The sequence below is a fragment of the Bacillus cereus group sp. MYBK95-2 genome, assembly GCF_051915225.1.
Taxonomy (GTDB): Bacteria; Bacillota; Bacilli; order Bacillales; family Bacillaceae_G; genus Bacillus_A; species Bacillus_A cereus.
This window is the reverse complement of the sequence record NZ_JBQAEH010000001.1, coordinates 582,109-594,860: the sequence shown is the minus strand read 5'-3', so window position 1 is coordinate 594,860 and position 12,752 is coordinate 582,109. Positions and strand designations below refer to the sequence as shown.

The window sequence follows — 12,752 nt, the reverse complement described above, 5'->3', positions numbered from 1 at the left end:
ATTTTCTCCTTTGAATATGTTTAAGAAAAAGGAGGAGAGGATAATGTATTATTATTACGTACCTCAAGTATATCCATATGTAAATTATTATCCGGTTTATGATACGAGTAGACAATACGAATTATATCGGCAACAACAATTACAGCAATTATCACAAATACCACAATTACCACAACAACAGCCTACACAGGAAAAAAAACCATATTTAACAACATGGCCATATTCCAATGTGTACTATGGTAACTATTACGAATCATAAAGCTGCTTCTATTTAGAAGCAGCTTTATACGTTTGTTTTCAAAATTAAATTTTGAATGGTTTGAAGAGAATGAATGAGCTTTTCGCGCTCTTCCTCAGATAATGTTTGGAAATTTTCTTTTAGTTTGTCTAAAATGAATTGCTGATACTGATTTACTAATAATTTCCCTTCAGCTGTTAGGGAAATTAAAATGACCCGTCGATCTTTTTCGCTATAATGACGCTCTATTAGTTCTTCTTGAATAAGTTTGTTTAATAGAGGTGTCATGTTAGGCCGTGAAATCGCTAGCCGCTTGCCGATTTCGGAAACTGCTAATGTGCCGTTTTCATGCAAAAGCAGTAATACTTGTGTATGTGATGGCGGCATATGTCTTTGAGAAGAAAATTCTCCAGGAAGCATAAATTTGCGATAAAAAAGAGGCACTAGCGAAAGAAGATGATCAACAATACGTTCCCACTCGCGTGATTCCATATAAAGGCCCCCTTCCACTATCATTGTAACAAAAAAGACATGTTATAAAAATAGAATTGTTTCATGGTCGCTTTAATATTTGTAGGATAACACTTGCTTTGTAAATGTATTGGCAATAATTGCATAGCCGTTATCATTTGGGTGTACTTGGTCAAATAATAACTCTTTTTTATCATTTGATATTAATTTGCGAATTGGTAAAACGATAGATGGTTGATTTGCTTTGGAAATGGAATAAACAGATTCATTCCAGCCATCTAAAAACATATCTGCATAACTTGCGATAGAGTCATCGAGTTGTAACGGGTTATAGAGTTCTGAGAGAATGAGTAAAGCATCCGGATTTTGATCTCGAACTGTCTTTACAATACTTTTTATATCCGCTTCAAAATGGGCTTTTTCTTTATTTAACATTTTTATACCATCTATAACACCAACATCACGATTTAAACGAAATAAATTATTTCCTCCAATATTAATTGTAATTATATTTGCTGCTCTAATTTTTTCCTTTACATCTTCTGATTGAACTTTTTTAGCGAGACGATCTGTTGTAAGACCGTTTACCCCAAGGTTTTCTACTGTAATTGGTTTATGAATTTGTGCTTCTATTTGCTTAGAAGCTAATTCAGCAAATCCACCTTGTGTCGATCCATATCCTTTAGCGAGTGAATCACCTAATACAAGATGATAAAAAGATTCGTTTGTTTGCTTATCAATCCAATTTGGGGCAGATGTTTTTTCTGTTTTTTCTTCAGATTCATTTTGTTTTGTCTCGTCGTTCTTTTCAAAATAAGAATAAGAAATGATCAGAAGGAGGAGACAAACAATTGTTAAGATGACTTTTTTCATAAATTCATCCTCCTTGTAATTGGTAATTGTATCATATTCAGCAGTATTAGCAATGTAAGGGCATATTATATGTTTATGAAAAGTTTATAATAACTTTACAGAAAATTTGTTGAAGTTTGTCAAAAAATATTGACGATAGGAAAGAACTTTATATATGATAATGTCAGATAAGGTGAAACTTTAATTAGTGGGAGCTTTATTTCCTATTAATTGTTAGTCTTCATCAATCGGGCGTTTAAGGGGACTACTCGTTAGCGCAGGGTGAAATGAAAATTGTGTCTCTAATAGAAGAAAAAAGGTATGTGGTTAGAGACAGATAGGGATTCATTTCATTATTTCTGGTAATTGTATAAGGGGGATTTTTTGTGAAAAAGTCAAAAAAAATGCTAGCTGGAGCAACTCTTGCGATTGGTGTTATAGCACCGCAAGTAATGCCAACAACAGCTCATGCAGATGAGAACGCTGGGGAGAGTACAGTTAACTTACGAATTCTAGAAACATCAGATATTCACGTTAACTTAATGAATTACGATTATTATCAAACGAAAACAGATAATAAAGTAGGTCTCGTACAAACGGCAACACTCGTTAATAAAGCACGTGAAGAAGCGAAAAACTCTGTCCTATTTGATGATGGAGATGCATTACAAGGGACACCGCTTGGAGATTATGTAGCAAATAAAATAAAAGATCCGAAGAATCCTGTGGATCCTAGTTATACACATCCATTATATCGTGTAATGAATTTAATGAAGTATGACGTCATCTCTCTTGGGAATCATGAATTTAACTACGGTTTAGATTATTTAAACAAAGTGATTGAAAAAACGGATTTCCCGGTTATTAACTCGAATGTCTATAAAGACGACCATGATGATAAGGAAGAGAACGATGAAAATTATTTTAAACCATATCATATTTTAGAGAAAGAAGTAGTGGATGAAGCAGGCCAAAAACAAATAGTGAAAATTGGTGTAATGGGATTTGTTCCACCACAAATTATGAATTGGGATAAAGCGAATTTAGAAGGAAAAGTGAAAGCGAAAGATATAGTTGAAACAGCGAAGAAAATGGTACCAAAAATGAAAGCAGAAGGTGCAGATGTTATCGTTGCACTAGCTCATTCCGGTGTTGATAAAAGTGGATACAACGTTGGTATGGAAAACGCGTCGTATTATTTAACAGAGGTTCCTGGCGTAGATGCAGTATTAATGGGACATTCACATACTGAAGTGGCAAGTGTATTTAATGGTGTTCCAGTTGTAATGCCTGGCGTTTTTGGAAATAACTTAGGGATTATTGATATGCAATTGAAAAAGGTAAAGGGAAAATGGGAAGTACAAAAGGATCAATCTAAGCCACAATACCGCCCAATTGTTAATGATAAAGGTAATGTAGGACCTGATCCAAGATTAGTTAATGAGATTAAAAGTGAGCATGAAGCGACAATCGATTATGTAAATACAGCTGTAGGTGAAACGAAAGCACCAATTAATAGTTATTTTTCATTAGTACAAGATGATCCTTCTGTACAAATTGTGACAAATGCGCAAAAATGGTACGTAGAACAAGAACTTAAAAAACCAGAGTACGAAGAGATTAAAGATATTCCGGTTTTATCTGCAGGTGCACCATTTAAAGCAGGTGGCCGAAACGGTGCAACATATTATACGGATATTCCAGCTGGAACGTTAGCAATTAAAAACGTTGCAGATTTATATGTATATCCAAATACGTTATATGCTGTAAAAGTAAATGGGGCACAAGTGAAAGAATGGCTTGAAATGTCTGCAGGTCAGTTTAATCAAATTAATCCAAAGAAAACAGAAGAACAGCCGTTAGTAAATATAGGGTATCCTACATATAATTTCGATATTTTAGATGGCTTAAAATACGAAATTGATGTAACACAACCGGCGAAATACGATAAAGATGGAAAAGTTGTAAATGCAAATGCGAATCGTATTGTAAATATGACATATGAAGGTAAGCCAGTAGCTGACAATCAAGAGTTCATCGTTGCTACAAATAACTATCGTGGAAGTAGCCAGACGTTCCCAGGTGTAAGTAAAGGGGAAGTTGTATATCAATCGCAAGATGAAACACGTCAAATCATTGTGAAGTATATGCAAAAAATAAAAAATATTGATCCAGCAGCTGATCAAAATTGGACGTTTAAACCGATTGTTGCAGATAAATTAAATACAACATTTGATTCTTCACCAAATGCACAAAAGTACATAAAGAAAGATGGGAACATATCATATGTTGGACCATCTGAAAATCAATTTGCTAAATATGCAATTGATATAACGAAGAAGAATGATGATAAAGAAACTGGTGAAGGAAATCCAACGACACCGCCGAAAGGTGATGGAGGAAATCCGACGACACCACCAACAGGTGGGGGAGAAAATCCAACGACACCGCCAACAGGTAATGGAGAAAACCCAACACCACCAACAGAAGAAGGTAATAATGGTAATGAACCAAAGCAAGATGGAAATAATACCGGATCTGGACAAACTACAACAGATGATCAAAATACAAAAGAAACAACAACAACTGTAAGTGAAAATAAAGAAGCTGAAAAAGATGAACGTGATTTACCGAAAACAGGTGCAAGTATTGCTTCTACAATTGGAGCTGGTCTTGCGTTTGTTGGAGCGGGATTACTTATGTTATTTAGAAGAAAGAAAGCAAATAGATAGTCGAGAAATATAAAAAGGATTACCGATTTGGTAATCCTTTTTATTATATTATGAAACTGGTACTGCTTTTTCTTTTTTCCATGAAAGACCGAATCCAGTAAAGCCGACGATAATGGTTACGACTGGACATGCTAAACAGAAGATTGCGTATGGCAGGTAATCGAATGTTGGAACGCTAAGAACGTTTGTTAAGAATACGCCACTTACACCCCATGGTACGAGTGGATTAATTACTGTACCAGCATCTTCTAATACTCGTGATAAATTACGACGTTCTAAACCGACTTCATCGTATTTATTAGCGAATGCTTGTCCTGTTAAAACGATAGATAAGTATTGCTCACCAAGTAAGAAGTTTACACCAATTGCAGTTGAAGCAGTAGAAATAATTAAGCGTGTACTAGTTTTTACGAAGCTAGAGATAATATTCATCAGCTGCGCTATAATACCCATTCCTTGTAATAATCCTCCCATACAAAGAGCTAGGAAAATAAGAGCAATTGACATCATCATACTTTGCAGGCCACCGCGAGATAATAAGCTGTCAATGTCTTTGATACCAGTTTTAGAAACGTAACCGTCTTGCATAATTTTTATTAAATCAGCTAAAGAAGTGCTAGGTTTAAAAATAAAGAGAATAATAATCCCTACCACAATTCCTGCAAGTAATGTTGGAACTGCGGGTACCTTTTTAAATGCGAATAGGAACAGTAATAAAATAGGAATCAGTGTAACGATAGAAATCGTTGCATTTTTTTCTAGTGTGTTAATAAATGCTGAGAAATCAACGTTTCCACCAGATCCGCTTCCTAAAATGAAAAATGCGATAAAAGCAATAATGAAAGCTGGAACTGTTGTCCAAAGCATGTTACGAATATGTTCAAATAAATCTACACCCGTTACAGCAGGCGCTAAGTTTGTTGTATCAGATAAAGGAGACATTTTATCTCCGAAGAATGCACCAGAAATAATTGCACCAGCAATAAGAGCTGGATCGTATCCAAGGGCAGTACCCATTCCCATAAAGGCAAGTCCTACAGTTGCAGCAGTTGTAAAAGCACTACCGATACTCGTTCCAACAATTGCACAAACAACAAAAACAGTTGGAACGAAAATTTTTGGAGATACAAGCTGGAAGCCGTATACCATTAAAGTCGGAATAGTTCCAGCTGCGATCCAAACGCTAATTAATACGCCTACAAGTAAGAAAATAAATATAGATGGAATACCAGCTGAAATACTACTAATCATCCCTTTCTCCATAGTAGACCAAGAGATTCTCTTCAGGAATCCAAATGCTAATAAAAGAACGATACCAAATAAAATTGGAATGTGTGGTGAAACTTCTAATTGAATAACACTAAAACCAATACAGAAAAAGATAAAAATTGTTAAAAGAACAGACTCAATTTTTGAAACCATTGTTTTCCCCTCCTAAGTAATGTAAAATAGCTCTTTTTTATATAAAATTCGCCAATATTGTATATTTCCTTCTAAAATTTAGAATTTTGTGACAAATTACCGGCAATTGTTAGTCCTTCTATATGATACGGAAATGATTGGATAAAAAAACGTCCCTGCATATAATTATGCAGGGACGAAGAAATCGCGGTACCACCCTAGCTTGTGAAATGAATGCGTCACAAAATAAAGGGTCATATGATATGCGCTTATAAAATAAAAAACGCCCCTGCAATATATGCAGGGACGAAAAATTCGCGGTACCACCCTAAATTGTGAAACAGTGTCGTTTCACCACTCTTTAGACATAACGGTCTATAACCGTCTTTCACTACTCCTCACGTTTCGTAAAAGAAGCTCCAGGGGGTAATTCATAATTCGCTCTGTACTGGTTCGCACCGACCACCAGCTCTCTGAAATCAGAAATCGAAATACTACTAAATCCTATCAACGCCGATTCATATGATGTTAGTTAAATTTTTATCATATTTTCATCTTACATGTCAATAAAAATATTAAATGTTTTTTTAGGGAAATAAAGGATAATTGTTTTTAACGCTGTAAAAATGTACGTTATAATGAATTTGAAAGGGGGAGGAAAGAGTGAAGAAAAAAATAATTCTTTTTACCACTTTATTAGTTATTGGAGGAAGTGCTGGAATTTACACAGCTTTTGCGGCTGAATCAGAGCAGTTGAAACAAAAGCAAATACAACAGTCAGAAGTGAAGAAAGTAAAAGAAATAGAAGAGAAGAAATCAATGGAAAAAGCAGCAGAAAAACTAGGAGTTTCTACTGAGGGGAAAACAAAAGAAGAGGTTACGAAAGAAGTAAATACCGCTAGATTTGAGAAGCGTCATGATTTATTAATTGAGCACGCTAAGCAACTTGGAATTGATACAGAGGGGAAAAAAGATGAAGAAATTATTTTAGAAATTGGAAAGATACAGCATGGAAAGTAGAACAACTTATCGTATGATAAGTTGTTCTTTTTTAAGAACTATTTGATTTTAAAATAATTGACAGTCATTCGGATTTAATGTTAACTATATTTATAAACAAGTTAACATTAGGGGTGACAATTGTGACAATAAATAGTAGAACGATTGAAAAATCATCTTATACATATGAAGAATTAGCAGAGAAAAATAAAGCTTACGTATGGCACCCATTTACACAAATGAAAGATTATTTAGAAGAAGATCCTGTCATTATTGAACGTGGAGAGGGAAGAAAGCTATACGATGTAAATGGTAATGAATATTGGGATGGTGTTTCATCTATATGGTTAAATGTTCACGGACATCAAGTACCGGAATTAGATGAAGCAATTCGTGAGCAATTAAATAAAATTGCTCATTCTACTATGCTAGGACTTGCTAACGTTCCATCTATTTTATTAGCAGAAAAAATTATTGAGGTTGTACCAGATGGATTGAAGAAGGTATTCTATTCTGATTCAGGTTCTACCGCTGTTGAAATTGCAATTAAGATGGCTTTCCAATATTGGCAGCATAAAGGGAAACCAAAGAAACAAAGATTCGTTACATTAAAAGAAGCATATCACGGTGATACAATTGGAGCTGTTTCAGTAGGAGCAATAGACTTGTTTCACCAAGTGTATAGTTCGCTCTTATTTGATGCGATTAAAATGCCGTATCCATATACATATCGTTCTCCTTACGGAAATAATAAGGAGGAAATTGTAAAAAGCCATTTAGAAGAAATGGAAGAATTGTTGAAAGAAAAGCATGAAGAAGTAGCTGCCATCATTGTAGAGCCATTAATGCAAGGTGCTGGCGGGATGATTACAATGCCAAAAGGATATTTAAAAGGACTGCGCGATTTATGTACTAAGTACAATGTATTATTTATTACAGATGAGGTAGCAACTGGATTTGGGCGTACAGGGAAAATGTTTGCTTGTGAACATGAAAATGTGACGCCAGACATTTTAACTGCTGGGAAAGGTTTAACAGGTGGATATTTACCAATTGCAGTTACGGTAACGACAGATGAAATATATAATGCCTTCTTAGGAGAATATGAAGAACAAAAAACATTTTTCCATGGACATAGCTACACAGGTAATCCGTTAGGGTGTGCCGTAGCAATCGCGAATCTAGAACTATATGAAAAAACAAATTTAATAGAAGAAGTGGCACGTAAAACGGATTATGTGACAGCGCAATTAGAAAAGCTCTTTGCGTATAAACATGTAGGTGATATTCGTCAATGCGGATTAATGGTTGGTATTGAGCTTGTGAAGAATAAGAAAACGAAAGAAGCGTTTGACTGGACAGAAAGAGTCGGTGTTCAAGTATGTAAACGCTCAAGAGAGCTGGGTATGATTTTACGACCGCTAGGTAACACGATTGTATTTATGCCACCACTTGCTTCTACTTTTGAAGAGATTGATGATATGTTACGCATTTTATATAAGGCAATCTCGGATGTTACGGAGGGAGAATAATGAGTGGTTTTTTCATAACAGCAACTGATACTGAAGTTGGAAAAACAGTAGTTGCAGGTGCTATAGCAGGTGTATTTAGAGAATTAGGATATAACGTAGGGGTGTATAAACCGTTGCAAAGTGGGCATGTTGCATCAAACCCTGAGGGAGATGCGGCAAGGTTAAAAGCATTATCAGGTGTACCGACACCAGAAAATGAAATTTGCCCTTATTCTATTGAAGAACCACTTGCTCCGAGACTTGCCATGAAAAGAGCTGGAAGAGTAGTAAAGTTAAAAGAAATTACTGATTACTATAATGAACTATTAAAAGAGTTTAATAGCTTATTTGTAGAAGGAGCAGGTGGGCTTGCTGTCCCATATACAGAAGATGCTTTAGTAATTGATTTTGCAAAAGAATTACAGTTGCCTCTTATTGTAGTAGCTCGTCCTACATTAGGAACAGTAAATCATACAGTGTTAACGATTGCTTACGCAAAGGCGCATGGTTTAACCGTAGCGGGTGTCATTTTATCAGGTTGCAAAGAATGTGAAATGGAAAGAGTGCAAGAAAATAAAGAGATGATTGAAGAGCTGAGCGGGGTACCAGTTTTAGGATTATTGCCATTCTTTGCAGGTGAGTTTACGAAAGAAGAAGTATTAGAATCTGCAAAAGAACATATTATGATTTCAAAATTAGAGGAGTTTATCCAAAATGAATCAAACGTGGCGGGCGCACCTTCAATGTAAATTACAACAATTACATGAGGAAGGGCAGTATCGTGATTTGCATGTAACAGAGAAGGCAGAAGAGACTTGGCTTATTCGAGATAAAAAAAGGATGTTAAATTTAGCGTCAAATAATTATTTAGGGTTAGCTGGAGATGAAAGGTTAAAAGAAGCTGCTATTGCCTGTACAAAAAGATATGGAACTGGAGCGACTGCCTCTCGTCTCGTTGTAGGAAATCATCTATTATATGAAGAGGTTGAGAGAAGCATATGTGACTGGAAAGGTACTGAAAGAGCTTTAATTGTAAATAGTGGGTATACGGCAAATATAGGTGCCATATCTTCTTTAGCCTCTCGGCACGATATTGTTTTTAGTGATAAGTTAAATCACGCAAGTATTGTTGATGGAATCATATTAAGCGGGGCAGAGCATAAAAGGTATCGTCATAATGATTTGGATCATTTAGAGAAGTTGTTGAAAATGGCTTCGCCTGAAAAAAGGAAATTAATCGTAACAGATACCGTTTTTAGTATGGATGGTGATACTGCGTATTTGAGAGATTTAGTACAGCTGAAAGAGAAATACGGGGCAATCATTATAGTCGATGAAGCACATGCGAGTGGAATATATGGAATCGGCGGAGCTGGGTTATCTCATATAGAAAAAAATCTTTCTCAAAAAATTGATATACATATGGGGACGTTTAGCAAGGCTTTAGGGTGTTATGGTGCGTATTTGACAGGTGATGAAATTTATATAGAGTATTTACAAAATATGATGAGAAGCTTTATTTTTACTACAGCCTTACCACCAAGTACGTTAGGAGCAGTGCAAAAAGCAATTGAAATTGTAAAAGAAGATAACGAAAGAAGAGAGAACCTTATAGCAAACGGAGAATACTTCAGAACTAAATTAAGGGATGCTGGTTTTGATATTGGAAATAGTTCAACTCATATTGTACCGATTGTAGTCGGTTCAAATGAACATGCTTTACGGTTTAGTAAAAGGTTGCAAGAGGCAGGGATTGCGGCTATTGCAATTCGTCCGCCAACTGTGCCGGTTCATAGTTCTCGAATTCGCTTTGCAGTTACATCGCAACATACAATAGCTGATTTAAAATGGGCTATTGACCGAATTATCCACATTGCGAAAGAAGAGGAGCTTTTCGTATGAATGAGCTAAAGATTATTTTTATCCCCGGATGGGGAATGGAAGAGAATATTTGGGATTTAGTACTTCCGTATTTTAAAGGATATTCTGTTCAATGCATAGATTGGCGTAATGTGAAAGAACGAAGTGAATTTGCGGAACGAATTATAGATGTAGCGCATAATGACAACGTAATATTGGTTGGATGGTCACTAGGAGCGTTAGCAGCAGTTGAAGCTTATAAAAAGATTCAGGCAAAAGGCATCGTATTAATTGGTGGTACTGCTAAATTTACAAATACGAGCGATTACAGTAACGGATGGAATGCTTTGCATGTAGAACGGCTGAAAAGGAATTTGGCGAGAAGGAAAGAAGATACGCTCAAGCGGTTTTATGAAAATATGTTTACGAAAGATGAGCTAAAAGAGAATAAAAACTTTGAAGACATTGTAGACCGTTTTAAAGGTGATTCTATTCAGTCTTTACAACTAGGTTTAGATTATTTAATAGAAACAGATATGAGAGAAGAACTAAAAGAAATTAAAGTACCTATACTACTTATTCACGGAGAACAGGATGTAATATGCCCATTGTCTGCGGCACGTAGTATGACGGAGAATAGCAGCAGCGAGCTGAAAGTAGTAAGTGAAGCAGGGCATGCATTATGTGTGACGAATTTTGAATATTGCGCAAATGAGATACTTCAATTTGTAGAGGGGATACGACATGATCAACAAAACGCTACTACAAAAACGGTTTAATGGGGCAGCCGTATCTTACGATCGATATGCAAATGTACAAAAAAAGATGGCACATTCATTACTTTCAATCTTAAAGGAACGATATAGTGAAACGGCATCAATACGTATTTTAGAACTGGGATGCGGGACGGGGTATGTAACAGAGCAATTATCAAAGTTATTTCCGAAAGCACATATTACAGCAGTTGATTTTGCTGAAAGTATGATTGCGATTGCGCAAACTAGACAAAATGTAAAAAATGTAACGTTTCACTGTGAAGATATTGAGCGATTACGATTAGAAGAATCATATGATGTCATTATTTCAAATGCTACATTTCAATGGTTAAATAATTTACAACAAGTGTTAAGAAATTTATTTCAACATTTGTCTATAGATGGGATATTACTCTTTTCAACGTTTGGACATGAAACGTTTCAAGAATTGCATGCTTCGTTCCAACGTGCGAAAGAAGAAAGAAATATAAAAAATGAAACATCGATTGGTCAACGTTTTTATTCAAAAGATCAGTTGCTTCATATATGTAAGATAGAAACAGGGGATGTGCATGTTTCTGAAACATGTTACATAGAGAGTTTTACAGAAGTTAAGGAGTTTCTGCATTCTATTCGAAAAGTAGGAGCAACTAATAGCAATGAAGGATCATATTGTCAAAGTCCCTCACTCTTTCGTGCGATGCTACGCATATACGAAAGAGACTTCACGGGAAATGAAGGGATAATGGCAACGTATCATTCTTTATTTATACATATAACAAAAGAGGGGAAGAGATGAAATGAAACAAGTACAAACAAAAAGGGATTGGAAAAAACTTGCATACGACGTAGTGGAAGAGAAGATGATTACGAAAGAAGATGCAATAGCGATATTAGAAGCTGATGATACCGAAGTTTTAGAAATTATGAATGCGGCTTACATTATTCGCCATCATCACTTTGGTAAGAAAGTAAAATTGAATATGATTATTAATACGAAATCTGGATTATGTCCTGAAGATTGTGGATATTGCTCACAGTCTATTATTTCAGAAGCACCGATTGATAAATATGCATGGTTAACGCAGGAGAAGATTGTAGAAGGGGCACATGAAGCAATACGCCGTAAAGCAGGTACATATTGTATTGTAGCGTCTGGTCGTCGTCCGACGGATAAAGAGGTAAATCACGTAATTGGAGCAGTTAAGGAAATTCGTGAAACGACAGACTTGAAGATTTGTTGTTGTTTAGGTTTCTTAAATGAAGATCAAGCAGGACGTTTAGCGGAAGCAGGCGTGCATCGTTATAACCACAACTTAAATACACATGCAAATAATTACGATAGTATTTGTTCAACTCATACGTATGATGATCGTGTTGATACAGTTCAAAAAGCAAAACAAGCGGGCATTTCCCCATGCTCGGGAGCGATTTTTGGCATGGGAGAAACAATTGAAGAGCGTGCTGAAATTGCATTTGAATTACAACGTATAGATGCAGATTCTATCCCTTGTAATTTCCTTGTTGCTGTAAAGGGGACACCTCTTGAAGGACAAAAAGAGTTAACTCCAGTAGAATGTTTAAAAGTACTGGCAATGATGCGTTTTGTAAACCCAACAAAAGAAATTCGTATTTCAGGAGGACGTGAAATCAATTTACGTTCTGTACAGCCAATCGGTTTATTTGCAGCAAATTCTATTTTTGTCGGGGACTACTTAACGACAGCTGGACAAGAGCCGACTGCGGACTGGGGTATGATTGCAGATTTAGGATTTGAGATTGAAGAATGTGCATTATAAGATAGATGAAAAAGCAAACTTGTAAAAGGGTTTGCTTTTTTTGTAAATAAAATGTAATAAATAGTTGTGAACGCTTGATATTATTGGTTTTTAAGCGAAAAAAAGAATTTTTGTGGACGAATTTTCCAAGCCCT

General features: G+C 35.7%; 12 protein-coding genes and 1 other annotated feature. Of the genes, 9 read left to right on the top strand and 3 right to left on the bottom strand.

Going from position 1 to position 12,752, the window contains the following annotated elements; translation table 11 throughout:
- The first annotated feature begins 43 nt into the window (after window positions 1–43).
- The gene (locus ACTFN4_RS02975) at window positions 44–259 is read left to right on the top strand and encodes a hypothetical protein (protein ID WP_000291956.1); all 216 of its coding nucleotides are present in this window, start codon (window positions 44–46) and stop codon (window positions 257–259) included.
- Window positions 260–283: 24 nt separating this feature from the next.
- Here ACTFN4_RS02975 and ACTFN4_RS02970 read toward each other — a convergent pair whose 3' ends face one another.
- Window positions 284–730, bottom strand: coding sequence for a MarR family winged helix-turn-helix transcriptional regulator (locus ACTFN4_RS02970; RefSeq protein ID WP_000445819.1), 447 nt, complete (start codon window positions 728–730; stop codon window positions 284–286).
- A 72-nt stretch (window positions 731–802) separates the two neighbouring features.
- A complete protein-coding gene (locus ACTFN4_RS02965; protein ID WP_000755850.1) occupies window positions 803–1,582 on the bottom strand; it encodes a GDSL-type esterase/lipase family protein in 780 nt (259 codons plus the stop codon).
- 365 nt (window positions 1,583–1,947) lie between these two features.
- Between ACTFN4_RS02965 and cpdB the strand changes: the two genes are divergently transcribed.
- Window positions 1,948–4,293 (top strand): bifunctional 2',3'-cyclic-nucleotide 2'-phosphodiesterase/3'-nucleotidase, encoded by a 2,346-nt coding sequence (gene cpdB, locus ACTFN4_RS02960; RefSeq protein WP_439962058.1) that lies wholly within the window; start codon window positions 1,948–1,950, stop codon window positions 4,291–4,293.
- Between the two features lie 48 nt (window positions 4,294–4,341).
- Here the strand turns inward: cpdB and nhaC are convergent, their stop codons facing one another.
- Complete coding sequence (nhaC, locus tag ACTFN4_RS02955) at window positions 4,342–5,715, bottom strand: Na+/H+ antiporter NhaC (RefSeq protein ID WP_000253736.1); 1,374 nt, start codon at window positions 5,713–5,715, stop codon at window positions 4,342–4,344.
- A 278-nt stretch (window positions 5,716–5,993) separates the two neighbouring features.
- Window positions 5,994–6,214 (bottom strand) — a binding site (T-box leader).
- 143 nt (window positions 6,215–6,357) lie between these two features.
- Between nhaC and ACTFN4_RS02950 the strand changes: the two genes are divergently transcribed.
- The 7 genes from ACTFN4_RS02950 to bioB all read left to right on the top strand — a co-directional run bounded on the left by ACTFN4_RS02950 (window position 6,358) and on the right by bioB (window position 12,618).
- A complete protein-coding gene (locus ACTFN4_RS02950) occupies window positions 6,358–6,714 on the top strand; it encodes a hypothetical protein (protein WP_000726902.1) in 357 nt (118 codons plus the stop codon).
- Between the two features lie 77 nt (window positions 6,715–6,791).
- Window positions 6,792–8,225 carry an adenosylmethionine--8-amino-7-oxononanoate transaminase gene (bioA, locus tag ACTFN4_RS02945; protein WP_197201891.1) on the top strand — a complete coding sequence of 478 codons (1,434 nt, stop codon included), beginning with the start codon at window positions 6,792–6,794 and terminating at the stop codon, window positions 8,223–8,225.
- Window positions 8,225–8,953: a dethiobiotin synthase gene (gene bioD / locus ACTFN4_RS02940; protein ID WP_197201890.1), complete on the top strand. Its 729-nt coding sequence runs from the start codon at window positions 8,225–8,227 to the stop codon at window positions 8,951–8,953. The genes bioA and bioD overlap by 1 nt, the downstream gene beginning before the upstream one ends.
- A complete protein-coding gene (gene bioF, locus ACTFN4_RS02935) occupies window positions 8,919–10,106 on the top strand; it encodes an 8-amino-7-oxononanoate synthase (RefSeq protein WP_025687582.1) in 1,188 nt (395 codons plus the stop codon). Before bioD ends, bioF begins: the two co-directional genes overlap by 35 nt.
- Window positions 10,103–10,843 carry an alpha/beta fold hydrolase gene (locus tag ACTFN4_RS02930; protein WP_439962057.1) on the top strand — a complete coding sequence of 247 codons (741 nt, stop codon included), beginning with the start codon at window positions 10,103–10,105 and terminating at the stop codon, window positions 10,841–10,843. Before bioF ends, ACTFN4_RS02930 begins: the two co-directional genes overlap by 4 nt.
- Window positions 10,809–11,618 (top strand): malonyl-ACP O-methyltransferase BioC, encoded by an 810-nt coding sequence (gene bioC, locus ACTFN4_RS02925; protein WP_439962056.1) that lies wholly within the window; start codon window positions 10,809–10,811, stop codon window positions 11,616–11,618. Before ACTFN4_RS02930 ends, bioC begins: the two co-directional genes overlap by 35 nt.
- 1 nt (window position 11,619) lies before the next feature.
- On the top strand, window positions 11,620–12,618 hold the full coding sequence (gene bioB, locus ACTFN4_RS02920) for a biotin synthase (protein WP_000815856.1): 999 nt from the start codon (window positions 11,620–11,622) through the stop codon (window positions 12,616–12,618).
- Window positions 12,619–12,752 lie beyond the last annotated feature (134 nt).